Source organism: Microbacterium indicum DSM 19969 (genome assembly GCF_000422385.1).
In the GTDB taxonomy this organism is placed as follows: domain Bacteria; phylum Actinomycetota; class Actinomycetes; order Actinomycetales; family Microbacteriaceae; genus Microbacterium; species Microbacterium indicum.
In genome coordinates this window covers 56,821-83,556 of record NZ_AULR01000012.1, presented here as the reverse complement: position 1 = coordinate 83,556, position 26,736 = coordinate 56,821, and the positions used below count along the sequence as shown (strand labels likewise).

Annotated in this window: 24 protein-coding genes and 1 pseudogene; 14 read left to right on the top strand and 11 right to left on the bottom strand. The window is 73.0% G+C overall.

The genetic code is table 11. The features are described 5' to 3' along the window. Window positions 1-18 precede the first annotated feature (18 nt). Window positions 19-2,142, bottom strand: a complete 2,124-nt coding sequence (locus H576_RS0109490) for a S9 family peptidase (RefSeq protein WP_036320233.1) — start codon at window positions 2,140-2,142, stop codon at window positions 19-21. 36 nt (window positions 2,143-2,178) lie between these two features. Here H576_RS0109490 and H576_RS0109485 point away from each other — a divergent pair, with 36 nt between their 5' ends. Next, complete coding sequence (locus H576_RS0109485; protein ID WP_029150746.1) at window positions 2,179-3,066, top strand: phosphodiesterase; 888 nt, start codon at window positions 2,179-2,181, stop codon at window positions 3,064-3,066. Here the strand turns inward: H576_RS0109485 and H576_RS15165 are convergent. Genes H576_RS15165 through H576_RS16740 form a run of 7 tightly spaced genes read right to left on the bottom strand, consistent with a single transcriptional unit; the run spans window position 3,045 to window position 10,544 of the window. After that, window positions 3,045-3,992 carry a COG1361 family protein gene (locus H576_RS15165; RefSeq protein WP_051172541.1) on the bottom strand — a complete coding sequence of 316 codons (948 nt, stop codon included), beginning with the start codon at window positions 3,990-3,992 and terminating at the stop codon, window positions 3,045-3,047. The genes H576_RS0109485 and H576_RS15165 overlap by 22 nt on opposite strands. Before the next feature lie 10 nt (window positions 3,993-4,002). After that, entirely contained in the window at window positions 4,003-5,154 is a 1,152-nt protein-coding gene (locus H576_RS0109475) for an HtaA domain-containing protein (RefSeq protein WP_029150745.1), read from the bottom strand. 42 nt (window positions 5,155-5,196) lie between these two features. Continuing rightward, entirely contained in the window at window positions 5,197-6,444 is a 1,248-nt protein-coding gene (locus H576_RS0109470; RefSeq protein ID WP_029150744.1) for a hypothetical protein, read from the bottom strand. After that, window positions 6,441-7,538: a hypothetical protein gene (locus tag H576_RS0109465; protein ID WP_036320264.1), complete on the bottom strand. Its 1,098-nt coding sequence runs from the start codon at window positions 7,536-7,538 to the stop codon at window positions 6,441-6,443. Before H576_RS0109465 ends, H576_RS0109470 begins: the two co-directional genes overlap by 4 nt. Beyond that, on the bottom strand, window positions 7,538-8,386 hold the full coding sequence (locus tag H576_RS15160; RefSeq protein ID WP_084502636.1) for a heme ABC transporter ATP-binding protein: 849 nt from the start codon (window positions 8,384-8,386) through the stop codon (window positions 7,538-7,540). The genes H576_RS0109465 and H576_RS15160 overlap by 1 nt, the downstream gene beginning before the upstream one ends. Next, window positions 8,383-9,447, bottom strand: coding sequence for a FecCD family ABC transporter permease (locus H576_RS0109455; RefSeq protein WP_029150742.1), 1,065 nt, complete (start codon window positions 9,445-9,447; stop codon window positions 8,383-8,385). Before H576_RS0109455 ends, H576_RS15160 begins: the two co-directional genes overlap by 4 nt. After that, entirely contained in the window at window positions 9,444-10,544 is a 1,101-nt protein-coding gene (locus H576_RS16740; protein WP_029150741.1) for a heme/hemin ABC transporter substrate-binding protein, read from the bottom strand. The genes H576_RS0109455 and H576_RS16740 overlap by 4 nt, the downstream gene beginning before the upstream one ends. 82 nt (window positions 10,545-10,626) lie before the next feature. On the opposite strand from H576_RS16740, the gene H576_RS0109445 reads away from it, so the two are divergent. Genes H576_RS0109445 through H576_RS0109435 form a run of 3 tightly spaced genes read left to right on the top strand, consistent with a single transcriptional unit; the run spans window position 10,627 to window position 13,076 of the window. Beyond that, on the top strand, window positions 10,627-10,938 hold the full coding sequence (locus H576_RS0109445; protein WP_029150740.1) for a DUF2470 domain-containing protein: 312 nt from the start codon (window positions 10,627-10,629) through the stop codon (window positions 10,936-10,938). Window positions 10,939-10,961: 23 nt separating this feature from the next. Further along, a complete protein-coding gene (locus H576_RS0109440) occupies window positions 10,962-11,621 on the top strand; it encodes a biliverdin-producing heme oxygenase (protein WP_029150739.1) in 660 nt (219 codons plus the stop codon). Window positions 11,622-11,630: 9 nt separating this feature from the next. Beyond that, window positions 11,631-13,076 carry an aspartate ammonia-lyase gene (locus H576_RS0109435; protein ID WP_029150738.1) on the top strand — a complete coding sequence of 482 codons (1,446 nt, stop codon included), beginning with the start codon at window positions 11,631-11,633 and terminating at the stop codon, window positions 13,074-13,076. A gap of 33 nt (window positions 13,077-13,109) precedes the next feature. Here the strand turns inward: H576_RS0109435 and H576_RS15155 are convergent. Next, window positions 13,110-13,978, bottom strand: a pseudogene (locus tag H576_RS15155) (fumarylacetoacetate hydrolase family protein). 124 nt (window positions 13,979-14,102) lie between these two features. Here H576_RS15155 and H576_RS0109425 point away from each other — a divergent pair. Beyond that, window positions 14,103-14,474 carry an FKBP-type peptidyl-prolyl cis-trans isomerase gene (locus H576_RS0109425; RefSeq protein ID WP_029150737.1) on the top strand — a complete coding sequence of 124 codons (372 nt, stop codon included), beginning with the start codon at window positions 14,103-14,105 and terminating at the stop codon, window positions 14,472-14,474. Between the two features lie 28 nt (window positions 14,475-14,502). Here the strand turns inward: H576_RS0109425 and H576_RS0109420 are convergent, their stop codons facing one another. Continuing rightward, the gene (locus tag H576_RS0109420) at window positions 14,503-15,777 is read right to left on the bottom strand and encodes an MFS transporter (protein ID WP_245559157.1); all 1,275 of its coding nucleotides are present in this window, start codon (window positions 15,775-15,777) and stop codon (window positions 14,503-14,505) included. A gap of 112 nt (window positions 15,778-15,889) precedes the next feature. Here H576_RS0109420 and rpsO point away from each other — a divergent pair, with 112 nt between their 5' ends. The 3 genes from rpsO to H576_RS0109405 all read left to right on the top strand — a co-directional run bounded on the left by rpsO (window position 15,890) and on the right by H576_RS0109405 (window position 18,141). Then, a complete protein-coding gene (gene rpsO / locus H576_RS0109415; protein WP_029150735.1) occupies window positions 15,890-16,159 on the top strand; it encodes a 30S ribosomal protein S15 in 270 nt (89 codons plus the stop codon). A gap of 129 nt (window positions 16,160-16,288) precedes the next feature. Then, window positions 16,289-17,494 carry a CE1758 family FMN-dependent luciferase-like monooxygenase gene (locus tag H576_RS0109410; RefSeq protein WP_156888197.1) on the top strand — a complete coding sequence of 402 codons (1,206 nt, stop codon included), beginning with the start codon at window positions 16,289-16,291 and terminating at the stop codon, window positions 17,492-17,494. Beyond that, on the top strand, window positions 17,491-18,141 hold the full coding sequence (locus H576_RS0109405; protein WP_029150733.1) for a CE1759 family FMN reductase: 651 nt from the start codon (window positions 17,491-17,493) through the stop codon (window positions 18,139-18,141). The genes H576_RS0109410 and H576_RS0109405 overlap by 4 nt, the downstream gene beginning before the upstream one ends. Before the next feature lie 27 nt (window positions 18,142-18,168). Here H576_RS0109405 and H576_RS16735 read toward each other — a convergent pair whose 3' ends face one another. Beyond that, window positions 18,169-19,407 carry an enterochelin esterase domain-containing protein gene (locus tag H576_RS16735; RefSeq protein WP_169564333.1) on the bottom strand — a complete coding sequence of 413 codons (1,239 nt, stop codon included), beginning with the start codon at window positions 19,405-19,407 and terminating at the stop codon, window positions 18,169-18,171. A gap of 78 nt (window positions 19,408-19,485) precedes the next feature. Between H576_RS16735 and fepB the strand changes: the two genes are divergently transcribed. The 6 genes from fepB (at window position 19,486) to H576_RS0109370 (ending at window position 26,703) form a co-directional block, all read left to right on the top strand. After that, window positions 19,486-20,487 (top strand): Fe2+-enterobactin ABC transporter substrate-binding protein, encoded by a 1,002-nt coding sequence (gene fepB, locus H576_RS15150; protein WP_036320224.1) that lies wholly within the window; start codon window positions 19,486-19,488, stop codon window positions 20,485-20,487. Next, window positions 20,484-21,530, top strand: a complete 1,047-nt coding sequence (locus tag H576_RS0109390) for a FecCD family ABC transporter permease (RefSeq protein WP_211215796.1) — start codon at window positions 20,484-20,486, stop codon at window positions 21,528-21,530. Before fepB ends, H576_RS0109390 begins: the two co-directional genes overlap by 4 nt. Continuing rightward, complete coding sequence (locus H576_RS0109385; RefSeq protein ID WP_029150730.1) at window positions 21,527-22,579, top strand: FecCD family ABC transporter permease; 1,053 nt, start codon at window positions 21,527-21,529, stop codon at window positions 22,577-22,579. The genes H576_RS0109390 and H576_RS0109385 overlap by 4 nt, the downstream gene beginning before the upstream one ends. Continuing rightward, window positions 22,576-23,391: an ABC transporter ATP-binding protein gene (locus H576_RS0109380; RefSeq protein ID WP_029150729.1), complete on the top strand. Its 816-nt coding sequence runs from the start codon at window positions 22,576-22,578 to the stop codon at window positions 23,389-23,391. Before H576_RS0109385 ends, H576_RS0109380 begins: the two co-directional genes overlap by 4 nt. Next, window positions 23,384-24,496 carry an LLM class flavin-dependent oxidoreductase gene (locus H576_RS15145; RefSeq protein WP_051172538.1) on the top strand — a complete coding sequence of 371 codons (1,113 nt, stop codon included), beginning with the start codon at window positions 23,384-23,386 and terminating at the stop codon, window positions 24,494-24,496. The genes H576_RS0109380 and H576_RS15145 overlap by 8 nt, the downstream gene beginning before the upstream one ends. 230 nt (window positions 24,497-24,726) lie before the next feature. Beyond that, a complete protein-coding gene (locus tag H576_RS0109370; RefSeq protein ID WP_029150728.1) occupies window positions 24,727-26,703 on the top strand; it encodes a glycosyltransferase in 1,977 nt (658 codons plus the stop codon). Window positions 26,704-26,736: the final 33 nt, after the last annotated feature.

Here is a 26,736-nt window from a genome sequence, read left to right as displayed (position 1 = left end):
GAGAAATGGAGAACTGGGCTAGTCGAGGCCCAGGACGTCGAGCATCCAGGCGAGTTGGAAGGCGCGCTCGCGCCACGCGTTGTAGCGGCCCGAGACGCCTCCGTGGCCCGCGACCATCTCGGTCTTGAGCAGGGCGTCGGCGCCGGCCTCGCGCAGGCGCTGGACCCACTTCGCCGGCTCGACGTAGTAGACCCGCGTGTCGTTGAGCGACGTCATCGCGAGGATCCGCGGGTACGGGGCCCCGTCGCGCACGTTCTCGTACGGCGAGTACGACTTCATGTACCGGTAGAACGACGCGTCGTGGAGCGGATCGCCCCACTCCTCCCACTCGATGACCGTGAGGGGGAGGGACGGATCCAGGATCGTCGTGAGCGCGTCGACGAACGGCACGTCGGCGAGCACCCCCGCGAACCGCTCGGGCGCGAGGTTCGCGACGGCGCCCATGAGCAGGCCGCCCGCCGAGCCGCCCTCGGCGACGACGTGCTGCGCGTCGGTGTACCCCTCGTCCTCGAGGAACCGGGCGACGTCGACGAAGTCGGTGAAGCTGTTGCGCTTGTTCTCGAGCTTGCCGTCCTCGTACCAGTCGCGGCCCATCTCGCCGCCCCCGCGCACGTGGGCGACGGCGAAGACCACGCCGCGGTCGAGCATCGACAGCCGCGGGGTCGAGAAGCCCGGATCGATCGAGTGCTCGTACGCGCCGTATCCGTAGAGGTGCACGGGGCGGATCGCGCCTCCCGGCTCCCCGAACGACCGCTTCCACACGAGCGAGACGGGGATCGCGGTCCCGTCCTCCGCGGGGACCCACAGCCGCTTCTGGCCGTAGTCGGCGGGGTCGTACCCGCCGAGGATCGCCGCACGCTTGAGGAGCGTGAGCCTCTCGGACCCGACGTCGTAGCTGTACACCGATCCGGGGGTCGTGAAGGACCCGTAGCTCAGGCGCAGCGTCGGCGGCGCCCACTCGGGGTTCCCCGATGCGCCGGCCGAGTAGAGGGGCTCGTCGAACGCGATCTCGCGCAGCTCGTTCGTCCGGTAGTCGAGGATCGCGACGCGCGGGATCCCCCCTGACCGGTACTCGACGACGGCGAAGTCGCGGAAGCAGTCGACGTCCTCGAGGCGCGTGCCCGGGGTGTGGGGGAGGACGACCTCGGGCTCGGCGTCCGGATCGCCGAGGGGCATGCGGATCAGCTCGAAGTCGCGCGCGTCCTGGTTGTGCAGGACGTACAGCCAGTCGGCCCCGTCGATGATCGCGTGGTCGACGGAGTACTCGACCTTCTCGTCGCGCGAGAAGACGCCGATCGAGTCGACGCCCTCGTCGCCCGCGTAGAGCCGGTCGATGTCGGAGACCGCGATGAGGTCGACCTCGGTCGTCGTGTTGGAGCCCGACGCGATCTCGAGGAACCGGTCGCTGCGCGTGAAGCCGACGCCCATCCAGAACGCCTCGTCCTCCTCGTGCGCGATCTCGACGTCGCGCTCGCGGGACGCGTCGCCCACGCGGTGCAGCCACACGCGGTCGGGGCGCCACGCGTCGTCGACCGTCGAGTACACGATGTACGCGCCGTCGGGGGTGAACTGCGCCCCGGATCCGATCCCCTCGAGCACGTCGGGCAGCGCCTCGCCCGTCGCGATGTCGCGCACGCGCACGGTGTAGCGCTCGTCGCCCGTGACGTCGGCGCCGAAGAGGAGGCGCGTGCCGTCCTTCGTGACGCTGAACGCGCCGAGCGAGAAGAACTCCTGGCCCTCGGCTTCGACGTTGGCGTCGAGGAGGATCTGCTCGCCGGGCACGGGCGACTCGGCGTCGAGTTTCGGCGGCGTCCAGTCGTCGGGCCCCGCGAGCGGGGCGCGGCACTGCAGGCCGTACTGCTTGTCCTTCACGGAGCGCCCGTAGTACCACCAGTCGCCCTCGCGGACGGGCACCGAGAGGTCGGTCTCCCGGACGCGGCCGCGGATCTCCTCGAAGATCCGATCGCGCAGCGGCCCGAGGTGCGCGAGGCGCTCGTCGGCGTAGGCGTTCTCGGCCTCGAGGTGCGCCGTGACCTCGGGCGACTCCTTGTCGCGCAGCCACTCGTAGGGATCCTCGAACGAGTCTCCGTGGTGCGTGCGGACTGCGGGGGCCTTCTTCGCGACAGGTGCGTCTGAACTCACCCGCTCCACGCTACGCGCTCGCGCTAGCGTGGGCGCATGCAGATGGGTCAGCACGCGCCGGCGCGGCGGACGATCGTCCACATCAGCGACACGCACCTCCTCGCCGGCGGGCGCCCGCTCGGCGGCGCGTACGACACCGCCGCGAACCTCGGCCGCATGCTCGAGAGGGTCGAGCGGATCGAGGGCGCCGACGCGCTCGTCATCACGGGCGACCTCACCGACCTCGGGGAGCCGGACGCGTACCGCGAGCTGCGCGGCCTCGTCGACCCCGTCGCCCGGCGCATGGGCGTCCCCGTCGTGTGGGTCGCGGGCAACCATGACGAGCGCCCCGCGATGCGCCGGGATCTCCTGCGCGGCGAGGCGAGCGAGGATCCGATCCTCGCGGTGCACGACCTCGACGGGCTGCGCCTCATCGCGCTCGACTCGACCGTCCCCGGCTGGCACCACGGCGAGCTCGACGACGCGCAGCTCGCGTGGCTGCGCGCGGAGCTCGCGACGCCCGCCCCGCTCGGCACGATCCTCGCGCTGCACCACCCGCCCCTGCCGAGCCACGTGCCGATGTTCGACGTCCTCGAGCTGCGGAACCAGGCGGCGTTCGCGGAGGCGATCCGCGGGAGCGACGTCCGGGCGATCCTCGCCGGCCACCTGCACTACTCGATGAGCGGGGTGTTCGCGGGGATCCCGACCCACGTGGCGGCGGCGTCCTGCTACACGATGGACGTCGCCCGCCCGCCGCGCACGATCAACGGCATGGACGCGGGGCAGACGTTCCACCTCGTGCACGTGTACGACGACCAGGTCACGAGCACCGTCGTCCCCGTCGAGGCGGCGGATCCGGCGAGCTTCTTCTCGCCCGAGTGGTATGCGCGCCTCGAGGAGATGACCCCCGAGGCGCGGCTCGACTACTTCTCGCGCAAGCGCTGACGGCGCAGCACGAGGACCACGACGGCGGCCGCCGCGACGAGGACGAGCGCCAGGAGTGCGACGAGGCTCCACGAGATCGCGGCGCCCGACACCTCGGCGGTCACGGCGGCGAGCGGCTGGGCGCCGAGCCCGACGGCCGCGGGTGCGATCGTGACGGCGCCCGAGACCCAGCCGAGCGGCGCGATGCCGTCGATCGTGCGCGCGACGGTGATCGAGGATCCGGGCAGGAGCTCGCCCGCGTCCTGGGCGCCGAGCGTCGTCCGGCCCAGGCCCGCGACCCCGGCGAGCGAGACGGCGTCGGTGGCCGTCACGCGGGTGTTGCCCGTGTTCTCGAGCGTGTAGCGGACCGTCGCGGTCGCGCCGGCGAAGGGGTTCCAGCCGGCCGCGACGTCGACCGACGCCCCCGTGACCGAGACCGCGGGTTCGAGGTCGCCCGAGACGCGCAGGTGCACGCGGAGCCCGAGGCGGCGCTCGACCGCGAGCGTCCCGGAGTCGCCGGCCGCGGCGAGGGAGGTGACGACGCCCGCGGGGTGGTCGCCGGGCGCCGCGTCGTCCGGCACCGTGATCGTGAAGGGGATCTCGAGGCTCTGGCCGGGCGCGACGCGGATCTGCGACGCGTCGACCGCGATCCAGGATCCCGAGTCGGCGTTGTCCGCCGGGTCCGCGAGGAGGTCGAGGTTCCCGCTCTCGGTCGTGTACGCGTCCGCGGCGTACACCGCGAGGTCGAGCGCGTCGGCGCCCGTGTTCGCGACGATGATCGAGTCGGCGATCTCGTCGCCCGGGTCGACGTCGTAGGAGTAGTTGGCCCGCGCCTCCGCGCCGCCCGTCGCGACGCGCCACGCCGCGCCGTCGCCGGGTGAGGCGGCGGCGGGGAGCGGGGAGACGACGACGGCCGCGGCGAGCAGCGCGGAGGCGATGGCGTTCATGGTTCTTCCGTCAGCCGATGCTGGAGATGGTCACGGTCGCGCGGTAGTCGCCCGCGGGGGTCGACGTCGGGACCGACAGGGTGAGGTCGGCGCCGAGCTCGGCGCTCACCGCGGCGTTCGCCGTCGCGAGCACGTTGTCGGACGCCGTGCCGCTGAGGTCGGTCGACGCGGTTCCGACGACGATCGACTCGAGCGCGGCGTCGGTCGCGGTCACCTTCGGGGTCCACGCGAGGTGCGAGGCGTCGAACGAGCCGGCCGACGACGTGAAGTCGCTGACCGTGGCGCCGAGCGACCAGCCGTACGAGCCGGTGCCACCCGCGCGCGTGTCGGTGACCGTCACGGGGTTCAGCGTGCCCGTGGCGACGAACGATCCGTCGCCCTGGTCGGTCGCGGTGCCGAGCGTCGTGGGGACGGATCCCCAGGCCCAGCCGAAGCTGCCGGTCTCGGGCTCGGGGGTCGTGTCGTCGGTCTCGGGGACCGTGACGCTGATCTCGTCGTCGCCCGCGGGCTCGGGCTCCGGCTCGGGGGTCGCGGCGCCCTCGAGCGTCGCCGTCAGGGTGAAGTCGTCGAGCGCGGCGCCCGCCTCGTAGAGCGGCGCGGCGCTCACGCCCTCCTCCGTGAGGGTCACGCCCGTGCCCGACACGGTCACGGAGTCGCCGTCGACCGTGACGGCCGCGTCGGCGACGTCGGCGATCGGCACGTCGGCGTTGTCATACGTTCCGGGCGAGACGGATCCGAACGAGGTGCCCGCCCAGAGGTGGACGTCGGCCACGATCTGCGCCGTGCCGCCCTCGACGACGACCGCGATGTCCGAGAGCTGCACGTCGAAGAAGTGCGATTCGATCGCGAACTGGGCGCGGCCCGAGGTCTGGACCGTGAGGTCGTCGGATCCCGTCACGTGGCCCGAGGCCGTGGGGAACGAGAAGCCGGTGTCGGTCTTCGTCGCGCCCTCGGAGGCGACGAGATCGCCCGAGAACATCGAGACGTAGTTCCGGAACGACTGCTTGAAGCCCCACTCGAGCGAGCCGGAGGAGGCGACGACGTCGCCCTCGGCCGCCGAGGCGGGTGCTGCTGCGGCGACGCCGCCGAGGGCGAGCGCCGCGGTCGCGACGACGGCCAGGGCGGCCTTCTTCGCTGTGCGGTGTGTGCGCGTGGTGTTCACGTGCGTCCTTTCGTTGGGGTGGGGTGCTGCAGGGACGACCCGTTACGCCGAAGACCTCTTCGACCACGGGAAGACGGGGATCCCCGCGAGGCGCATCGCGGCGATCGCGGCGATGAGGGCCGCGAGGCCGCCCGCCAGGGCGGGGAGGGGGATCCGGTCGAGCCAGGCGACGGACTCGGGGATGAGGCCCTGCGCGTCGGACCGGACGACGGCGGGCACGACGGCCGCGGCCACGGGGGCCGACCCCGTGACGGTCGACGTCGCGGGGGCCGCCGTGATCGTCGTGAGGGCCGCTGAGGCGGGGGCGCTCGCGAGCGGAGGCAGCGCCGTCTGCGTCACGGCGGATCCGCCGGAGGGCGCCGGCGCCGAGCCCGGGGAGGGCGGGGTCGCGGTGCGCGCGTCGAAGTCGACGTAGAGCGTCGTCGCGGGCTTCGCCTGGTCGCGCTGCCCTCCCGTCGACATCCAGTACCCGGCCTGGCCGAGCCGCTCCTGGAACCCGAGGAAGCTCGCGGGGAAGGCGCCCCAGTACGCGGCGTTCTCGGCGGTCCGCGCCGACTGGCCCGAGATCGCGGCCTCGACGCCGAGGTACTCGGGGACGACCGCGAAGCCATCGGACGCCACGTCGGCCCCGCGGATCTCGGCGAGCACGACGTCGTCCTGCGCGATCGGCGCCCACCGCGACATGTCGTCGCGCGAGCTCGCGTAGCCGCTGAGCCGCGCCGTGAGGACCCCGTCACCCGACGCGTCGAGCGAGAGGTGCGGGTCGGTCGCCGACCAGTACGACATTCCGCCGTAGAACGCGACGGTGAAGGATCCCGACCAGTCGATCTCGACGCCGTCGGCCGTCGCCTCGCCTGCGCCGCCCGTGATGACGAGCTGCGACTCGGTCGAGCTCGCGAGCGACGACGCTGAGACGGCGGATCCCGACCGGTCGAGGCACTTCGCGTCCCAGGACGCCGCCGTCCAGGCACCCGAGGCGTCGGGCTTCTGGATCTCGACGTCGCCGGCGCTCGCCGCATAGAGCCCGTCGGCCTCCGTCCACTCGCGCGCCGACCCGGCGTCGCCCGCGAGGCCGGCGGAGAGGAAGTTGCACCCGCCCGCGAAGGCCCCGGACCCGGACTCGGCGCTGATTCCCCAGCGCAGGACCGCGTCGGTGATCTCGCCGTCGGCGGTCACCTCGCCGCCCCCGGGGATCGTGACGGTGATGTCGCCCTCGTCGGCGAGGGCGCCGCCGCCCGTGCCGATCGCGGCGAGGGCGAGGATCGCCCCGATCGCAGCCGCGCGCCTCACGCCGCGGCCGCCTTCCGCTTCGGGTGCCGGGATCGGCGGACGATCGCGACGATGACGTTGGCCGCGATGAGGAAGATCGCGAGGGTGATCGCGATGAGCATCGCGATCGTGAGCCAGGCGGGAGTCTCGTGGTCGGTCGCGACGGCGGCGGTCGCGACGGCGTTCGCCGCGACCGTGACCTCGGCATCGACGGATCCGCCGGTCGCGGCTCCCGCGACCGTGAGGAGGTGCGTTCCCGCCGCGAGGTCGGCGGGAAGGGGGAGGACGCCCGCGATCTCGCCCGCGGAGCCCGCCGTGAGCGGGCCGACGGCCGCGACGCCCCCGTCGAGGCTCGCGACGACCTGCTCGCCGGCGGCGAAGCCCCCCGCGGTGAACGACATCGCATCGCCCGCAGTGAGCGACGCCGACGACACCCCGACGCGCAGCTCGCCGACGGCGGCCGCCGCGGTCGCGGCGGGCTCCGGTGTCGCCGCGGAATCGTCCGATGCGGCAGGAGCCGCGGTCTCGCCGGCGGACGGCGCCGCGGCGGTCGTCCCCGACGTCACGAAGCTCAGCGGGGTGAAGGTCTCGTTCGTCGCGTTCGCGACGCCGTGCGCCCCGATCGTGATGACGCCGCACTGCACGGCGAGGCAGTCGACCGTCGTGGCGTTCCCGCCGCGATCGAGCGCCGTGAACTCCGGCCCGGGGACGACCATCTCGACTTGCCACGATCCGTCGTCCGACAGGACCGCCTGGGCCGCCGACTCGGTCTCGCCGCCGGGGAACGACACGAAGCGCTGATAGCCCGCGTTCGACTGCGACTCGCTGTCGGGGATGTAGAGGTAGTCGGATCCGACCGAGCCGCCCTCGCTGGGGCGCCAGCCCGACGGGTCGACCCAGCCCAGCAGGACGTAGACGCCGCCGAAGCCGCCCTGGACCGACTGGAAGCCGGATCCCCGCACGCTGATCGTCGTCGAGTGCTCGGCGTCGACGAGGCCCGCGCCGAGCGAGCTCGTGACCGTCACACCCGCGGCGGCGCTCGCCGCGGGGGCGGGTCCGAGGAGGACGGCGGCGAGCGCCATGGCCGCGATCGCGGCGGTTCGTCGGAGGCGCATCATCTGCTCCCTGCTGTCGTGTCGTCGAGCGTCGCGATCCCTGCCGCGGCGCTCCGGGCGATCCGCGCACCGCGTCCCGCGCGCGCGGGGACGACGAGCGGGGGCTCGCCGTCCGGCTGCGAGACGATGCGGATCGGGTGTCGGTAGACCTCGGTGAGGAGGTCGGGGTCGAGCGCGCGCTCGGGCGCGTCGACGGCTCGCACGGATCCTTCGTGCAGGACGGCGATGCGATCGGCGTGCGCGGCGGCGAGGCTCAGGTCGTGGATCACGACGAGGACGGCCCCTCCCGCGTCGGCGTGCGCCCGGGCGCGGGCGAGGACGCGCTCCTGGTGGCGGATGTCGAGCGCCGCCGTCGGCTCGTCGAGCACGAGGACCGGCGTCGTCTGGGCGAGCACGCGGGCGAACGCCGCGCGCGCCATCTCGCCGCCCGAGAGCTCGCTCGTGCGCCGCGCCGCGAACGCGGCCATCTCGGCGTCGTCGAGGGCCTCGGCGATCGCGTCGTCATCGTGCTCCTCGAGCGGGTCGCCCCGCCACGGGGCCCGCCCCATCTCGACGATCTCCGAGACCGCGAACGGGAACGAGACGGCGTTGTGCTGGAGGAGGACCGCGCGCGATCGCGCGAGCGAGATCGGCGATCGGCCGGCGATCGGTTCGCCGCGGAACCGCACCTCGCCGGCGTCGGGCGTGAGGTCGCCGATGAGGACGGAGAGCAGCGTCGACTTGCCCGCGCCGTTGGGCCCGACGAGCGCGAGGACCTCGCCGCGCTCGAGCGCGATGTCGACGCCGCCGAGGAGGGTGCGTCCGCCGCGCGACACCGTGACTCCGCGGGCCGTGAGCAGGGCGGTCATGCCCACCCTCCCGCCGAGCGGCGCTGCCGGCGCAGCAGGACGAAGAAGAACGGGCCGCCCACGAGCGCCGTGAGCATGCCGATGGGGAGCTCGGCGTAGGGGATGAGGGTGCGCGCGGCGAGATCGGCGCCCGTCAGCAGGACGGCGCCGCCGAGGGCGCTCGCCGGCAGGAGCGCGCGGTGTCCGGGGCCGAGGATCATCCGGAACACGTGCGGGACGACGAGGCCGACGAAGGCGATGATGCCGCTCGTCGCGACCCCGACCGCCGTGAGGAGGGCGACGAGGGCGATCGCGACGACGCGGAGGCGCTCGACGTCGACGCCGAGGTGGCGCGCCTGCCGCTCGCCGAGCGCCAGCAGGTCGAGCCTCCGGGAGAGGAGGAGGCAGGCGGCGACGCCCGCGAGGATGAACGAGGCCGTCACGGCGACGTCGTCCCAGCGGGATCCGTTGAAGGATCCCATCTGCCAGAACACGATCTGCTCGCGCTGCTGGGTGTCGCCGAGGAAGACGAGGAGCGACACGACGGCGCCGCCGAGGGCGTTGACCGCGACGCCCGTGAGGACGATCGTGACGACCTCCGTCTTCCCCCGCGAGCGCGCGCCGAGGTAGACGAAGAGGGTCGTGGCGATTCCCGTGACGAAGGCGAGGGCGAGGGCCGTGAGCCCGCCGAGGAACGTCAGGTCGAAGACGATCACGAGGCATGCCCCGATCGAGGCACCGCTCGAGACGCCGACGACGGCGGGCTCGGCGAGGGGGTTGCCGAAGACGCCCTGCATGACGGCGCCCGCGACCGCGAGCCCCGCGCCGACGAGCGCGGCGGTGATGATGCGGGGGAATCGCACGGCCCAGAGCGTCGCGTCGCCCTGCGGGTGCGCGGGCATGGGCGGCTGCGGCAGCGTCAGCGCGCCGAGGCCGGATCCGGCGACGGCGTCGTTCCACTTCGCGACGAGCGACCCGACGACCTCGAGGGGCGGGATCGCGAGCTGACCCGTCCCGGCCGACACGATGAGGAGGACGACGAGCGCGGCGGCGAGGATCGCGAAGGTCGCGGCCCGCCTCACGACCGGGCCTCGTCGGGCGCGTACACCGCCACGGCGAGCGCGTCGAGAGTCTCGGCCGTCGCGGGGCCGAAGCTCAGGATCTGCGTGTCGTCCATGTCGACGAAGCGGCGGTTCTCGCCCGCGGGGGTCTGCGCGAGGGCGGGGAGCTGCTCGAGGAGCCCCTCGACGCCGCCCGCCGACTCGAGGCCGCCCGTCATGAGGAGCACCAGGTCGGGGGCGGCCGAGATGAGGCCCTCGTCCGTGATCGGGCGCATGCCCTCCCAGCCGATCTCGGCCGCGACGTCGACGCCGCCGAGCGCCTCGACGAGCGACTGCGCGCCCGTTCCCTCGCCGAACATGTAGTAGACGCCCGCGTTGCCGCGCACGTAGAGGAACGCCATGCGCGGCCGGGCCGCCGCGTCTTCCGGGATCGCGGCGGCGATCTGCGCGATCTCGTCGTCGATCCTCTGCTGCGTGCGCTCGGCGAGCGCCGCCCCGCGCTCGCTCACGCCGAGCGCGTCGGCCGTCTGCTCGATGAGCGACCCGACGGTCTCGGTCGACCGCGTCGCGTCGAGGACGACGACGGGGATCCCCGCGTCGCGCATCTGCAGCATGACGTCCCACGGGCCGAGGCTCGTGTCGGTGAGGATCACGGTCGGGTCGAGCGCGAGGATCGCCTCGGCGCTGAGGTCGTGCCCGTCCTGCGTGACGAGGGGGAGTTCCGACGCCTCGGGGAACGAGGTCGACACGTCGCGCCCGACGACGCTGTCCCCGAGCCCCAGCTCGAACACGATGCGGCCGAGGGATCCGTAGAGGTCGAGAGCGAGGATCCGGTCGGTGCTCGACACCGTCACCTGAGTGCCCTGGTTGTCGACGACCGACACCGGGAGCGCCTGAGGCGCGTCGTCGACGGGGTCGATCGGCGACGCCGCGGCGACCGCCGTCGAGGGGCCCGTCAGAGCGAGCGGGTCAGCGGCGAGCTCGACGCTCGACAGGGCGGGGGTCGCGTCGGCGTCGGAGGAGGGCGCGGATCCGCTCGCCGTGCAGGCGGAGGCGGTCAGGACGGCGAGGGCGATCGCCGCGGCGGCGGCGATCCGGGCAGGGTGCAGGAAGGGCATCGGGCTCTCATCGGGGAAGGTAGGGTCGCCTCAGTAAGGTGAACCTTAATGAAGACCGTAGCAAAGGATAGGCTTACCTAATATGGCGAACCAGTATCCGTCCGAGATCGTCGACGCGATCCTCGGGCACATGAACGCCGACCATCGCGACGACAACTCCGTGATCGCGCGCGCCCACGTCGCGGCCGACGCGGCGTCGGCGCGCATGACGGGCTTCGACGGCGACGCCGGCGAGTGGTCGGTCGAGCTCGCGTCGGGCGAGACGGTGCCCGCCCGGATCCCGTGGCCGGGCGGCCCCATCGAGGACCGCGCGTCCGTCCGCCGTGAGATCGTGACCCTGTACGACGACGCTCTCGCCCAGCTGGGGCTCCCGCCCCGCAGTCAGACCCACTGACCCGGACCCGACAGGAACCCGACATGCCCGAGCTGATCCCCCTCTCCGCCGCGCTGCGCGAGCGCACCCGGTCCGCCCACTCCGAGAGCGAGGGCGCCGACTTCATGTCGCAGCTGCTCCGCGGCGAGCGCACGCGCGACGACTACGTCGCCCTCGTCGCTCAGCACTTCTTCATCTACTCGGCGCTCGAGGCCGCGACAGAGCGCATGCGGCGCGACCCCGTCGCCGCGCGCTTCATCAGCGACCGCCTGACGCGCCTCCCCGCGCTCGAAGCCGACCTCGCGTTCCTCATCGGCGCGGGCTGGCGCGAGGAGATCGAGCAGCTCCCCGCGACCGCGGCGTACGTCGCGCGGATCGAGCAGGTCGGATCCACGTGGGTCGGCGGCTTCGTCGCGCACCACTACACGCGCTACCTCGGCGACCTGTCGGGCGGGATCCACATCGGCCGCGTCGTGCAGCGGCGCTTCGGCTTCGAGACCAACGGGTCCGGCTTCTACGTGTTCGGCGACATCGCCGACCCCGCGGGGTTCAAGGACGCGTACCGCGCTCAGCTCGACGAGGCGCCGTGGGACGACGTCGAGCGGGAGCGCGTGATCGCCGAGGTCCTCGCCGCCTACGCGTTCAACACGCGGGTCTTCGAGGAGCTGGCGGGCCGCCGGGGAGAGCTGCGCGCCACGGCATAGCCTGGGGGCATGGCAACCGCGACGACGCGTACCGAAACCGATTCGCTCGGCCCCCGGGAGATCCCCGCCGATGCGTACTGGGGAGTGCACACCCTGCGCGCCCAGGAGAACTTCGACATCACGAAGCGACCGATCTCGGTGTATCCCGAGCTCGTGACGGCGCTCGCGATGGTCAAACAGGCGGCCGCGCGGGCGAACCGCGAGCTCGGCGTCCTGGAGCCCCGCAAGGCCGACCTCATCGACCGCGCCGCCCAACGCGTGATCGACGGCGAGTTCCACGACCAGTTCGTCGTGGGGGTGATCCAGGGCGGCGCCGGGACCTCGACGAACATGAACGCCAACGAGGTCATCACGAACATCGCCCTCGAGATGGCCGGCCGCGAGAAGGGCGACTACGCCTACCTGTCGCCCAACGACCACACGAACCGCTCGCAGTCGACGAACGACGTCTACCCGACGGCCGTCAAGATCGCGATCCTCCTCGCGCACGACTCGGCCCTCACCGAGCTCGACGCCCTCCGCACGTCGTTCTCCCGCAAGGCGACCGAGTTCCACGACATCCTCAAGGTCGGGCGCACGCAGCTGCAGGACGCCGTTCCGATGACGCTCGGACAGGAGTTCGGCGGCTTCGCCTCGAGCCTCGGCGCCGACTGGCAGCGCCAGCGCGACAACTCGGCGCTTCTGCTCGAGATCAACATGGGCGCGACGGCGATCGGCACGGGCATCACGGTCGAGCCCGGCTACGCCGAGACGGTCCGGGCACACCTCGTCGAGATCTCGGGGCTCCCGCTCGAGACGGCGCACGACCTCATCGAGGCGACGAGCGACACGGGCGCCTTCATGTCGTTCTCGGGCGCGATCAAGCGCACCGCGATCAAGCTCTCGAAGATCTGCAACGACCTGCGGCTGCTGTCATCAGGCCCGCAGGCGGGGCTCGGCGAGATCAACCTGCCGGCGCGCCAGGCGGGGTCGAGCATCATGCCGGGCAAGGTCAACCCCGTGATCCCCGAGGCCGTGAGCCAGGTCGCGTTCTCGATCGCGGGGGCCGACACGACCGTCACGATGGCGGTCGAGGCGGGGCAGCTGCAGCTCAACGCGTTCGAGCCCGTGATCGCGCACTCGCTGCTGCAGTCGCTCGTGTGGCTGCGCCAGTCGATGAAGATGCTCCGCATCCACTGCATCGACGGCATCACGGCGAACACGGCGCGGCTCGGGGCGATGGTCGGATCCTCGGTCGGCGTCATCACGGCGCTCACGCCGTTCATCGGCTACGCGTCGGCGGCGGCGCTCGCGAAGACGGCGCTGCTCACGAACCGCAACGTCGCCGATCTCGTCGTCGAGGCGGGGCTCATGAGTCGCGCCGAGGTCACGAAGCAGCTGCGCCCCGAGCGGCTGAGCGGGCTCGAGCCGATCACGACCGCGATCCCCGTCATCGCGCCGGAGGACCTGCCCTGATCGACGTGCGGCGCGCCGGTCGCGCGCCGCACGTCAGGCGACGGTGGCGCAGTGCGTCGTGAGCGCGCCGACGCCGTCGATCCCGACCGTGACGACCGAGCCGTCCGCGAGGAGCCGCTGGGGCGTGCGCGAGTACCCGGATCCGCCGGGCGACCCCGTCGAGATGAGCGTGCCCGGGAGCAGCGTGATGCCCTGCGAGAGGTGGGCGATGAGCTTCGCGACGGAGCGGATCATCTGTCCCGTCGACGCGTCCTGCAGCGTCTCGCCGTCGACGGTCGTCCAGATGTGCAGGTCCTGCGGGTCGGGGATCTCGTCGGCCGTCACGACGTAGGGCCCGACGGGGGTGAAGCCGTCGAGCGACTTGCAGCGCGACCACTGCGCCTCGGAGTACTGGATGTTGCGCGCCGAGATGTCGTTGACGACGGTGTACCCGAAGACGTGGTCGAGCGCGTCCTCCTCGCTGACGTTCAGCGCGGGCCGGCCGATGATCACGCCGAGCTCGGCCTCGTAGTCGACCGACTCGCTCTGCGCGCGCGACCACGTCGTGGTCCCGCCGTGCGCCGCGAGCGAGTTGGGCCACAGCGTGAAGACCGTGGGCGTGTCGTCGTGCTTGAGGTTGAGCTCGCCCGAGTGCGCCGCGTAGTTGAGGCCGACGGCCATGATCGACGGCGGCGTGAGGACGCCGGGCGCGAACTCGGCGCCGTCGAGCGGGGTGCGCCGGCCCGTGTGGGCCGCGGCCGCGCGCTCGAGATCCGCGAGCGCCGCGGGGCCCTGCGCGATGAGCGCCTCGAGGGTCCGCGGGCCCCCTCGACGATGTCGGCGACCGCCGCCGCCCCGTCGTCGGCGACCTGGACGAGCGTGGGTGAATCGGATCCGGGAAGGGTCACGTGGGCGAACCGCATGAAGCCAGCCTAGGGGTATTGACACGCGGCGCCGGGGGAGGGACGCTTCTTCCATAGACCAGCGCCCGAAGCGTACTCAGGCATCGCCGAGACCCGGGCGCTGGTTTCTGTTTGGATGGGTGTCATGACCGAAGAACGCACGAAGCCCGAGTTCGACGCCCCCGAGGGTCCCGCTCCCACCGAGCTCGAGATCCGCGACATCATCGTGGGCGACGGCGCCGAGGCCCAGCCCGGCGCGACCGTCACGATCCACTACGCCGGCGTCGAGTACGAGACCGGCGAGGAGTTCGACTCGTCCTGGAACCGCGGCGAGGCCGCGCAGTTCCCGCTCGGCATGCTCATCAAGGGGTGGCAGGTCGGGATCCCCGGCATGAAGACCGGCGGCCGCCGCCAGCTCACGATCCCGCCGGAGCTCGCCTACGGCCCCGCGGGTGCCGGGCACTTCCTCTCGGGCAAGACCCTCATCTTCATCATCGACCTCATCGACGCCGCGTAGCCCGCGCCGCCGTCCGGCCCACCCCGCGCTACGGCTCGGGGTGGGCCGAGTCGTATGCCCGGAAGCGCGGCGCGAGGCGCATGATCGCGGCGATGACGCCGACGATGATCATGCCGCCCGCGACGGGCGGGACCCAGTGCGCGAAGAGCGACGCGAGCGCCCCGTAGTAGAGCGCCCCGAGGCGCGGGCCGCCCGTCACGACGACGATGTTGATCCCCTGCAGCCGCCCCCGATACGCGTCGGGCACGGCCTGCTGGAGCATCGACGAGCGGAAGATCGAGCTGACGTTGTCGGCGCCGCCCATGACGACGAGGAACGCGCACGCCGCGACGGTGAGCGCCGTCGACGCGGGCCGGCCCGTCGCGATCAGCAGGATGACGCCGAACAGCGCCACTGCGACGCCGTAGACCTGGATCGCCCGCGCGATCCCGACGCCCTGGCGTGCGAACGCGACGATCCGGCCCGAGAACAGGCCCGCGACGATCGATCCGACGGCGACCGACGCCGTGAGGAAGCCCGACGTCACCTCGCCGCCGCCGAGGATGAGGACGCCGACCGCGGGGAAGATCGCCTGCGGGTTGCCGAAGGTCATCGCCGTCACGTCCATCACGAACTGCGTGCGGATGTTCGGCGCGCGCCGGAGGAAGGCGATCCCCTCGCGGACCGACTGCAGGCCGGGGGAGTGGCCCTCGCCGTCGGGGCGCAGCTTCGGCAGCGACCACAGCCCGAGGAAGAGCGCGAGCATCAGGACGACGTCGACCGTGTAGGTCAGCGGGTACCCGAGGAAGGCGACGAGGACGCCGCCGAGCGCGGGGCCCGCCATGATCATGAGGCCGAACGCGACGCCCTGCAGCGCGCTCGCCGCGGGGATCAGATCCGCCCCGACGAGCTTCGGCGTCATGGCCGACTTCGTCGCGCCCGCAACGGAGTTCGCCGCCGAGTTGATGATCGAGAGCGCGTAGAGCCACGCGGGGTCGACGTGCCCCGTCCACGCGACGACGGCGAGGAGGGCCGTCGAGGCCCACGTGATCGACGACGCCGTGAGCGCGACGGTGCGGCGGTCGAAGAAGTCGGCGAGCATGCCGCCGTAAAGGCCGGACACGATGAGAGGCGCGAGCCCCGCGACGGCGATCATCGCGACGGCCATGTCGCTCGCCGTCAGCGCGTACATGTGGAGCATGACGGCCATGACCGTCATCTGCGAGCCGAGCCCCGCGATCGTGTTGCCGATCCAGAGCCGCGCGAACGCCGGGTGCTCCGTGAGCGGACGGAGGTCCATGAGGAACGAGCGACGATTCGGCACGACCCGCAATCGTACGGTAAGCTTTTCCGGTTGCCGTTCGATCGGCCGCGGATACAGAGAGCCCCCGCATCAGGCGGTGGGCGCCGCGCAACAAGCTGAAAGGGGATCACCTATGGCACTGGAAGCAGACGTCAAGAAGGCGATCATCGAAGAGTACGCGACGCACCCCGGTGACACCGGATCCCCCGAGGTGCAGGTTGCGATGCTGTCGCGTCGCATCTCCGACCTGACGGAGCACCTCAAGGAGCACAAGCACGACCACCACTCGCGTCGTGGCCTGTTCCTGCTCGTCGGTCAGCGTCGCCGCCTGCTGGGATACCTCCAGCGCGTCGACATCGAGCGCTACCGTGCGCTCATCGCGCGCATCGGCCTGCGCCGATAAGCAGCAGCGCGACCAGCGTTCAATCGCCTTCTCGAGAGCCCGTCCCACGGTGTGGGGTGGGCTCTCTTGCGTTCCCATCCACGTGCATGTATATTCATGTGCATGGAAAGCGCCACGCCCTGGAAGGGCATGCAGTTCGGACTGTTCTCGGTCAGCGACATCACCCGCGACCCCGTCACGGGCGAGACGCCGAGCGAGGCGCAGCGCATCCGCGACGCCGTCGCGATCGCCCGGCACGCCGAGGAGGTCGGGCTCGACGTCTTCGCGATCGGCGAGCACCACAACCCGCCGTTCTTCTCGTCGTCGCCGACGACGACCCTCGCGTACATCGCCGCCGCGACCGAGCGGATCATCCTCTCGACGTCGACGACCCTCATCACGACCAACGACCCCGTGAGGATCGCCGAGGACTACGCGATGCTCCAGGTCCTCTCGGGGGGCCGCGTCGACCTCGTCATGGGCCGCGGCAACACGGGGCCCGTGTACCCGTGGTTCGGCAAGGACATCCGGCAGGGCCTTCCCCTCGCGATCGAGAACTACGCGCTGCTGCGCGAGCTCTGGGAGAAGGACGTCGTCGACTGGGAGGGCAAGTTCCGCACGCCCCTCAACGGCTTCACCTCGACGCCTCGCCCCCTCGACGACGTTCCCCCGTTCGTCTGGCACGGCTCGATCCGCACGCCCGAGATCGCCGAGCAGGCCGCTTACTACGGCGACGGGTTCTTCGCAAACAACATCTTCTGGCCGAAGGAGCACTACCAGCGCCTCATCGACCTGTACCGCCAACGCTACGCCCACTACGGCCACGGCGCCCCCGAGCAGGCGATCGTCGGGCTCGGCGGCCAGGCGTTCATGGCGAAGAAGTCGCAGGACGCGATCGACCAGTTCCGTCCGTACTTCGACGCGGCCCCCGTCTACGGCAACGGCCCGACGATGGAGGACTTCACCGAGATGACCCCGCTGACGGTCGGATCCCCCCAGCAGGTCATCGACCGCTACGCGTCGATGCGCGACACCTTCGGCGACTACCAGCGCCAGCTGTTCCTCATGGATCACGCGGGCCTGCCGCTCAAGATGGTCCTCGAGCAGATCGACTTCCTCGGGCTCGAGGTCGTGCCCGTCCTCCGCAGGGAGCTCGCGCAGAACCGGCCGGCGAACGTGCCAGACGCCCCGACGCACGCGCAGCGCGTCGCCGCGAAGTACGGCGACGGCCCCGTCCGCCAGCCGAAGCCGAACGCGAACCGCGGCGACAACGTCACGGGCGGATCCCCGTACCAGGACACCGACGAGGTCGCCGTGAAGAGCGCCTCGGCCTTCGGGCGGGCGGCCGACAGGTGACCGGCGCCAGGAAGATCGTCGTCGTCGCGGCCGGGCTGTCCGACCCGTCGACGTCGCGGCTCCTCGCCGACCGCCTGACGGAGTCGACGCTCCGCCAGCTCCGCGAGCACGGCGTCGAGGCGGAGGCTCGCACCTTCGAGCTTCGCGACGTGGCGCACGACATCACGAACAGCATGCTCACGGGCTTCGCCCCGAAGCCGCTCGCCGAGATGAACGACGCGGTCGCTGCCGCCGACGCGCTCATCGTCGTGACGCCCGTGTTCTCGACGAGCTACTCGGGCCTGTTCAAGAGCTGGGTCGACGTTCTCGACCGCGACGCGATCGTCGGGACGCCCGTGCTCCTCGCCGCGAACGCCGGCACGGCCCGCCACTCCCTCGCGATCGACTACGCGATGCGCCCGCTGTTCACCTACCTGCACGCCGAGCCCGTCTCGACCGCGGTGTTCGCGGCGAGCGCCGACTGGGGAGACCAGGCGGACGCCGTGGCGCCGCTCCAGAAGCGGGTCGACCGGGGCGCGGGCGAGCTCGCCGATCGCGTCGCGGGGACGTCCGCGAAGACGGTTGCCGACCCCTTCAGCCCCGACACCTACCTCGCGGGCGGCTCCTCCTTCGCAGACCTGCTGAAGGACCTCCCCGACAGGGGCTGATCTCCCCGGCCCCGGGGGATCCCCGCGTCAGCTCCGCCGCACGCCGTCGAGGATCGCGGGGAGCGCCGCCGCCCAGCAGGCGGCGTCGTGCCCTCCGTCGAACGCGTCGGCCGTGAGGGCGGCGGTGCGCGGGGCGAGCGCCAGGCGCAGGCGCTCGGTCGGGTCGAGCAGCACCCATTCGTCGAGCCCGACCGAGAGGTGCACCCGGTCGAACCGCGCGTCGGCGCGCTCGATCGCGTCGGTGAGCCATTCGGCGCTCGCCCCGCTCCGCGCGTTGGGCCACCAGAACGATCCCGACTGGCTGACCGACGCGCCGAACCGATCGGGGTGCAGCGCCTGCGCGTAGATCGCCGTGAGCCCCCCGAGCGAGCTGCCCGCGATCGTCGCCGGCCCGTCTGCCGTCTGCACGGGCGCCGCGTCGAGCATCGCGACGATCCCGTCGACGGTCTCCGGGCTGCAGGCGAGCTCGCGGTCGCGCGACGCCATGTCGCCGTGACCCAGCAGGAGGGCCGCCGTGTCGCGCCGGAGGCAGGCGCGCAGGAGGCCCTCGTCGTCGCGGAGGCGGTCGCCGTCGAGGAGGACGAGGGGGCGCCACCCGCCGTCGGGGGTCGGCGCGTCGGGGTGGACCCACGTGCCCGACTCCGACGGGCCGGCGGCGCGGAGCGGTTCCCCGTCGGCGGAGGGGCGAGGGGGCGCCTCGGGGCCCGACGCGACCGACGACCCCCGGAAACTCTCCCTCGCGAGGGGATCGGGGCGCGCCCCCGCGAGCAGGTCGTACCACGCGCCGACGCTCGCGTGGCGGTCGGGATCGGTCGCCGCGAGGGCGCGGGCGCGGCGCTCCGCGAGCGCGGGCGGGGCGACGCCCGACCCGTCGGCGACAGCCAGGGAGTAGGTCGCGCGCCACCCGGCGCCGAGCTCCAGGGTCAGCGCCCAGACGTCGGAGCCCGCGATCCGCTCGAACATCACGTCGCCCTGCGCCTCGTCGTCGGCGAGCTTGCCCGCGACGAGCGCCACGCGGGTCGCCTCGCCCCGCCACACCCACGTGAAAGCGCGGGTCGGGCCGGACCCCTCGACGAGCGGCGTTCCCACGCGGCGCGCGTGCTCCCAGAGCTCCCTGGCGCCGCGCGGATCGCCCGCGGCCCCGACGAGCGGCGAGCCCCCGCGCCGGACCCGCTCGGGGCGCGGCGTCTGCGGAGGGATGGTCAGGAGGTGCGGCGACGCCGCGGCCGGGCGTTGCCGGAGCGGCGAGGATTTGACGGGAGGCACAGAACCAAGGATAGGCTTACCTAGGTCTGAGGTGCGCGCCGGAAGCGCGCGCCCGTCTCCCGATCGAAGGATCCACCTATGCCCACCATCTCCCACACGCTGCGCCGCGGGCTCGTCGTCGTCGCCGTCGCGGCCGCCGCGAGCGCGTCCCTCGCCGCCTGCTCGTCGGACGCGACGGACGCGTCGGCCGAGACGCCCGCCGCCTCCGCTGGCGCGGGCGACTGGCCCCGTTCGTTCGAGAACGCGGACGGCACGACGACCGAGATCCCGGCGCAGCCCGAGTCGATCCTCTCGACGTCCGTCACGGTCACGGGCACGCTGCTCGCGATCGACGCACCCGTCACGTCGAGCGCCTCGGCGGGCAACGGCGAGTTCTTCGCGCAGTGGGCGGACGTCGCAGACGAGCGCGGCGTCGACAACATCTGGGCCGTGGGATCGCCCGACATCGAGGCGGCGATCGCGGCCGCGCCCGACCTCATCGTCGTGTCGTCGTCCGGCGCCGACTCCATGACCGACCAGGTCTCGGACCTCGAGGAGATCGCGCCCGTCATCATCGTCGACTACGGCGAGCAGACCTGGCAGGACCTCGCCGTCGAGCTCGGCGAGGCGACGGGTCTCGAGGACGCCGCGACGCAGGCGGCCGACGACTTCGACGCGCTCGTCGCCGAGACGGCGGGCGAGATCACCGTGCCGGAGGGCGAGGCGAACATCGTCTCCTACAACGGCGAGGGGCAGAACAACCCCATCGGCCTCTCGACCGGCCCGCAGGGCCAGCTGCTCGAGTCGCTCGGGTTCACGATCGAGGACCCGGACCCGGCCTGGAGCACCCAGGCGGGCGAGCGATCCGACTTCGTGTTCGCCGACTACGAGCACCTCACCGAGCTGACGGCCGACACGACCTTCGTGCTCAGCGCCGACGACGAGGCGGCGAAGAGCGGCTTCGCGGCCGACGCCGTTCTGGCGAACCTGCCCTCGGTCGCGAACGGCCAGGTGTACGGCCTCGGGCTCAACTCCTTCCGCATCGACCTCTACAGCGCGACCGAGATCGTCGAGCACATCGCCGACGACTTCGGCGCGTGACACAGGGAGACCCCACGGCGACCGCCCGCGTCCGCGCGGGCGGTCGCACCCGTCGGTACGCGGCGTGGCTCGTCGCATGCGCGTCGGCGATCGCGGTGTTCGCCTTCGTGAGCGTGTGCGTGGGCCCCGTGACGATCGACGTCTCCGAGACCTGGCGCTCGTTCACGGACTTCGACCCGCAGAACACCCACCACCTGCTGGCCCAGCTCCAGCGCGTGCCCCGCACGATCCTCGCGCTCCTCGTCGGCGTCTGCCTCGGCCTCGCGGGCGCCGTGATGCAGGCGCTGACGCGCAACCCCCTCGCGGAGCCGGGCCTCCTCGGGGTGAACAGCGGCGCCGCGTTCGCGATCACGCTGGGCATCGCCGTGCTCGGCGTCACCGACGTCGTGGGCTACATGTGGCTGGGGCTCGCGGGCGCCGCGGCCGCGGCCGTCGTCGTCTTCCTGCTGGGCGGCGCGCGCCGCGGGACGAACCCCGTGCGGCTCGTGCTCGCTGGCGCCGCGCTCACGGCCGTCCTCGGCGCGGCGTCGCAGCTCGTCCTCCTGAACTCGCCCGACGACGTCTACAACTCCTACCGCCAGTGGATGGTCGGCTCCCTCGCGGGGCGCGGCTACGAGGTTCTGGGTCCCGTCGCCGTCCTCGCGGCGGTCGGAGCCGTCCTGGCGCTCGCGCTCGGCCGGTCGCTCGACTCCGCGGTCCTCGGCGACGACTCGGCGCGCGCCCTCGGGGCGAACCCTGCCGTCGTGTGGACGGCGGCCGGCATCGCCGTCGTGCTCCTGGCGGGCGCGGCGACGGCCGCGGCGGGCCCGCTCGTCTTCCTCGGCCTCGCGGCGCCGCACCTCGCGCGGCTCATCGTCGGGGTCGGGCACAGGCGGCTGCTCCCGATGTCGGCCGTCCTCGGCGCGCTGCTCGCCGTCGCGGCCGACGCGCTCGGCCGGATCGTCGTCCCCGGCCACGAGATCGGGGTCGGCATCATGGTCGCGATCATCGGCGGCCCGTTCTTCGTGTGGATCGTGCGCGGCAGGAGGATCGCGGCGCTGTGACCGAGAAGCTCACCCCTCCCTCCGGTCGGCTCGTCCGGCTCGGCCCCGTCGCGATCGTCATCCGCCCCCGCGCGGCGATCGTCACGGCCGTCCTCGTTTTCGTCGCGCTCGCCGCGGGCTGCGTCGCGATGACCGTCGGCACCATCCGCCTCTCGCCCGCCGACGTGATCGCCGCCGCCTTCGGCCAGGGCGAGGAGACGAGCGCGCGGATCGTGCAGGCGATCCGCCTGCCCCGGGTCGTCACGGCCCTGTTCGCCGGCGCGGCCCTCGGCGTCTCGGGCGCCGTGTTCCAGTCGGTGTCTCGCAACGCCCTCGGCAGCCCCGAGATCATCGGGTTCACGACGGGCGCCGCGACGGGCGCCCTCGCGCAGATCATCCTGTTCGACGGGGACGGGGCGCAGATCGCGCTCGGCGCCGTCGCCGGGGGCCTCCTCACGGCGGTCGTCGTGTACGTCCTCTCCACGCGCGGAGGGGCGTCGGGCGGGTACCGACTGATCCTCGTGGGCATCGGCGTCGGCGCGGTGCTGCAGGCGGTCAACAGCCTGCTGCTCGTCGCGGGCGACCTCGACAGCGCCGTCGAGGCGAACCTGTGGCTCGCCGGATCGCTGAACATGCGCGACTGGGGGAACGCGCTGACGGTGCTCGTCGCCTGCGCCCTCCTGATCCCCGTCGTTGCGGCGCTCGCGCGGCGCACCGAGCTCATGGAGATGGGCGACGACGTCGCGCGGCAGCTGGGCGTGCGTACCGAGCGGACGCGCCTCGCGACGATCCTCGCCGCCGTCCTCCTCGTCGCCGCCGCCACCGCGGCGGCGGGCCCGATCTCCTTCGTCGCCCTCGCGGCCCCGCAGATCGTCTCGCGCCTCGTCGGCGGCTCGGGCCTGAACGTCGCCGGGAGCGCCGCGATGGGCGGCTGCCTCCTCGTCGTGGCCGACGCCGCGGCCCAGCTGCTGCCGGGGCAGCTGACGATCCCGATCGGCCGCATGACGGGCGTGATCGGCGGCGCCTACCTCATCTGGCTGCTCCTTCGGAAAGGCAGGGTGCGCGTATGAGCGACACCGCCGTCGCCCTCGCGGGCGAGAACCTGACGCTCGCCTACGAGTCCCGCACGATCTCGCGCGGCCTCGACGTCGCGATCCCCGCGGGGCGCGTCACCGTGATCGTCGGCCCCAACGGGTGCGGCAAGTCGACGCTCCTCCGCGCGCTGTCGCGCCTCCTGTCGCCGAAGGAGGGTCGCGTCCTGCTCGAGGGAGCGGACGTGCGCCGCCTCGGCGGCAAGCCGTTCGCGCGGCGCCTGGCGCTGCTCCCGCAGTCGTCGCAGGCGCCTTCCGGGATCACGGTCGCCGACCTCGTCGCGCGGGGCCGCTTCCCGCACCAGCGCATGCTGCGGCAGTGGTCGGCGGCCGACCGCGACGCGGTCGAGAGGGCCTACGCCGCGACGGGCGTCGGCGAGCTGGCCGACCGCACGGTGGACGAGCTCTCGGGCGGCCAGCGCCAGCGGGTGTGGATCGCGATGCTCCTCGCGCAGGACGCCCCCACGATGCTGCTCGATGAGCCGACGACCTTCCTCGACATCTCGCACCAGCTCGAGGTGCTCGAGCTCGTGCGGCGGCTGAACGCGGATGAGGGGCGCACGATGGTGCTCGTGCTGCACGACCTCAACCAGGCCGCGCGGTACGCGGATCACCTCGTCGTGATGCGCGACGGCGCCGTCGCAGCGACGGGCGCCCCGGACGAGGTCCTCACCGAGCAGCTGCTGGGCGACGTCTTCGGGCTCGACGCGCGCGTCGTGCCGGACCCGGTCTTCGGGACACCGCACGTCATCCCTGTGGCGAGCCGTTCGCGCGGGGTCGGCGGTGACTGAGCGCCGCCTCACGATCGGCCTGTCGCTCTCGCCCACGTGGCTGCGGGGCGACGCGTGGCGGCGCCAGGACAGCCGGGTCGGTGGCCTCGCCGACGGATCCGCCCTGATCGAGGCGGCCGTCATCGCGGATCGCGCCGGGATCGACGCGGTCTTCAAGCCGGACTCCCTCGCTCTCGACCCGGTGCCGCTCGCCGACTGGCCGGGGCAGACGGGGCCCGATCCGGCGATCCTGCTCGCCGCCGTCGCGCGCGAGACCCGCCGCATCGGACTGATCCCCACGTACTCCGCGACCTTCGCGCCGCCCTATCTCGTCGCGCGCGAGCTCCAGACGCTCGATCAGATCTCGGGCGGTCGGGCGGCGTGGAACGTCGTCACCTCGCTCGCGGGGGCGGAGAACCTCGCCGCCCCCGAGCGGACGCACGAGCAGCGCTACGCCGACGCCGCCGACGTGATCGACGTCGTGCGGGCGCTGCACGCGAGCTACCCGGCCGCGGCGGTTCGCGCCGACCCGAGCGGCGTCTTCGCCGACCCGTCCCTGCTCAGGACGCTCGAGCCGCGTGGGCGGTTCGCGGTGCGCGGGCCGCTCACGATCCCTGCCGCGATCGACGCGCCGATGCCGCTTCTCCACGCGGGCGGCTCGCACGCCTCGATCGAGCTGGCCGCGTCGCGCGCGGACGCGGTGTTCGCGATGACGGCGGCGCCTGGCCCCGGGATCACGATGCGCGCCGAGCTCGCCTCGCGGGCCGAGGCTCACGGCCGCCCCGCGCCCCGCGTGCTGCCCGGGCTGGTCCTGTGCCTCGCCGACGACGAGGCGGAGGCCGCCGCCCTGCGCCGCGCGGCGATGCGGGGCGGGGGAGGTGCGGGCCACTGGACCGTCGTCGGGACGCCGGAGAGCGCCGTCGACGAGATCGCCCGGCGCTGGGAGGCGGGCGCGATCGACGGCTTCATCGCGCTCCCCTTCGGATCCTGGCGCTCGATCGAGCTCCTCGCCGACGCGGTCGTGCCCCGGCTCGTCGACCTCGGCCTGTTCCTGCCGCACGACGGCGACGTGCGCGGCGCGTTCGGCATCGCGGCCGGATCCGGGGTTGCGTCCTCGCGCCAATAGGTTAGGCTTGCCTTACTTGCTCGTTCGGCGCAGTCGTCACGGTCGGCCGCGGGTGAGTACTGGTGTCACGAGGGACGGGCCCGCCGATTCGCAGCCGGCGGGCCCTTTTCGTCCCCGCGAGCGGAACGGATCCTTGCGCTCCGGTGAACCCTCGACCCGGGGGGTGAACATCCGGCGAACCCGGCGCGAAACCGCCGCGTGATCGGGATGTCCGGCGCGATCCTTGAGGCATGCGCGTCGCGATCGTCGCCGAATCCTTCCTCCCGCACATGAACGGGGTCACGAACTCCGTCCTGCACGTCGTGCGCAACCTCCACGCCCTGGGGCACGAGACGCTCGTCGTCGCGCCGAAGGCGCCGGGGCAGCCCTCGGACGTCGCCGCCGTCGACGTCCCGGCCGAGACGATGTGGCTCGCGTCGGTCCCGCTGCCGAGCTATCCCGACGTGCGCGTGGCGCTCGCGCCCGTCGCGCAGCTCCGGCGGATCCTCCAGTTCTTCCGGCCCGACGTCGTGCACCTCGCGTCGCCCGCCGTCCTCGGCTGGCAGGGCGTCGTCGCGGCCGACGGCCTCGGGATCCCGACCGTCGCGATCTATCAGACCGACATCGTCGCCTACATGGCGAAGTACGGCGTGCCGGGCATCGCGGCGGTCGCCGAGTCGCACGTCGCGCGGCTCCACCGCCGCGCGACGATGTCGCTCGTGCCTTCGAGCGCGGCCGAGCGGCAGCTTGACGGGCTGGGGGTCGACCGCATGTGGCGCTGGGGCCGCGGGGTCGACGCCGAGCGCTTCTCGCCCGCCCGCCGCGACGACGCGTGGCGGGAGCGCATCGCCCCCGGCGAGCGGATCATCGGCTACGTCGGCCGCCTCGCGCCCGAGAAGCAGGTCGAGGACCTGCGCGTGCTCCAGGATCTGCCGGACACCCGGCTCGTGATCGTGGGGGACGGCCCCGAGCGCGCGCGGCTTGAGCGCGAGCTTCTCGGCGCCGTGTTCCTCGGGTTCCAGGGCGGCGACGACCTCGGCCGCGCCGTCGCGAGCTTCGACGTCTTCGTCCACCCCGGCGAGGCCGAGACCTTCTGCCAGACGGTGCAGGAGGCGCTCGCGAGCGGCGTCCCCGTCGTCGCGACGGGGTCGGGCGGCCCCGTCGACCTCGTCCGCTCGTCGATCGACGGCTGGCTCTACACGCCCGGCGACCTCGGCGACCTGCGCAGCCGCGTCGCCGACCTCCTCGGCGACGACGCGAAGCGGCGCTCGTTCGGGGTCGCGGCGCGCGAGAGCGTGCGCGAGCGCACCTGGCGCGCCCTGACGGAGCAGCTCGTCGCGCACTACGGCGAGGCCGCGCGCCTGCGGCGCTTCGACGACAACATCGTCTCCCGCGGCGTGACGCGCGCGGTCGCGCCCGTCGCAACCGAGGCGCGCCCCCGGTGGCGGCGGTTCATCGCGCTCGGCGACTCGCTCACCGAGGGGCTCAGCGACTCGTCGCGCATGGCCGCGGGGGAGTACCGCGGCTGGGCCGACCGGCTCGCGACGATGCTCGCCGAGTCGCAGGGCGACGACTTCCGCTACGCGAACCTCGCGGTGCGGAGCCGCCGCGTGCGCGACCTCACATACGACCAGGTCCCGCAGGCGCTCTCGATGTACCCCGACCTCGTGGCGATCTTCATGGGATCGAACGACCTCGTCGGGCATCTCGCCGACCCCGAGCCGATCGCGGCCGAGCTCGAGCGCAACGTCCGCCGGCTCCGCTCCACGGGCGCCGACGTCCTGCTCGTGACGCCGTTCCTGCCGCACCGCCGGATCGTGCGCTTCCTCGCGCCGCGCTTCGCGCGCTTCGCCGACGAGATGCGGCGGATCGCGCGCGAGACGAGTTCGTACCTCGTCGACGTCGACGCGCTGCCGGAGCTGACGGCTCTCGAGATGTTCGCGGACGACAAGGTGCACCTGCACTCGCGCGGGCACCGCCTTCTGTCGTATCGCGCGGCCGAGGTTCTGGGCGTCCCCGACGCCGAGCGGCTCGGCGAGCTCGACGACGCACTGCACGCCGACGGCGACCCCGCCGAGGGGCCGTGGCTCACGACGCACGCGCTGCCGTGGATCTGGCGGCGCATGCACGGCCGCGCCGCGGGCGACGGCATGACGGCGAAGCACGACGACTACGTCGTCGTGCCCGGCAGACGCGGCGGGGCGCGCGCCGACGGCGTCGAGGCCTGAGCCCGGCGGGTCAGCGCGCCGGGCGCTCGGCGG

Excerpts from the sequence above, each read along its gene's own strand:
- H576_RS0109485 (WP_029150746.1), top strand. The coding sequence starts at position 2,179 with ATGCAGATGGGTCAGCACGCGCCGGCGCGGCGGACGATCGTCCACATC.
- H576_RS15165 (WP_051172541.1), bottom strand. The coding sequence starts at position 3,992 with ATGAACGCCATCGCCTCCGCGCTGCTCGCCGCGGCCGTCGTCGTCTCC.
- H576_RS0109465 (WP_036320264.1), bottom strand. The coding sequence starts at position 7,538 with ATGCGCCTCCGACGAACCGCCGCGATCGCGGCCATGGCGCTCGCCGCC.
- H576_RS15160 (WP_084502636.1), bottom strand. The coding sequence starts at position 8,386 with ATGACCGCCCTGCTCACGGCCCGCGGAGTCACGGTGTCGCGCGGCGGA.
- H576_RS16740 (WP_029150741.1), bottom strand. The coding sequence starts at position 10,544 with ATGCCCTTCCTGCACCCTGCCCGGATCGCCGCCGCCGCGGCGATCGCC.
- H576_RS0109445 (WP_029150740.1), top strand. The coding sequence starts at position 10,627 with ATGGCGAACCAGTATCCGTCCGAGATCGTCGACGCGATCCTCGGGCAC.
- H576_RS0109440 (WP_029150739.1), top strand. The coding sequence starts at position 10,962 with ATGCCCGAGCTGATCCCCCTCTCCGCCGCGCTGCGCGAGCGCACCCGG.
- H576_RS0109435 (WP_029150738.1), top strand. The coding sequence starts at position 11,631 with ATGGCAACCGCGACGACGCGTACCGAAACCGATTCGCTCGGCCCCCGG.
- H576_RS0109425 (WP_029150737.1), top strand. The coding sequence starts at position 14,103 with ATGACCGAAGAACGCACGAAGCCCGAGTTCGACGCCCCCGAGGGTCCC.
- rpsO (WP_029150735.1), top strand. The coding sequence starts at position 15,890 with ATGGCACTGGAAGCAGACGTCAAGAAGGCGATCATCGAAGAGTACGCG.
- H576_RS0109410 (WP_156888197.1), top strand. The coding sequence starts at position 16,289 with ATGCAGTTCGGACTGTTCTCGGTCAGCGACATCACCCGCGACCCCGTC.
- fepB (WP_036320224.1), top strand. The coding sequence starts at position 19,486 with ATGCCCACCATCTCCCACACGCTGCGCCGCGGGCTCGTCGTCGTCGCC.
- H576_RS0109380 (WP_029150729.1), top strand. The coding sequence starts at position 22,576 with ATGAGCGACACCGCCGTCGCCCTCGCGGGCGAGAACCTGACGCTCGCC.
- H576_RS0109370 (WP_029150728.1), top strand. The coding sequence starts at position 24,727 with ATGCGCGTCGCGATCGTCGCCGAATCCTTCCTCCCGCACATGAACGGG.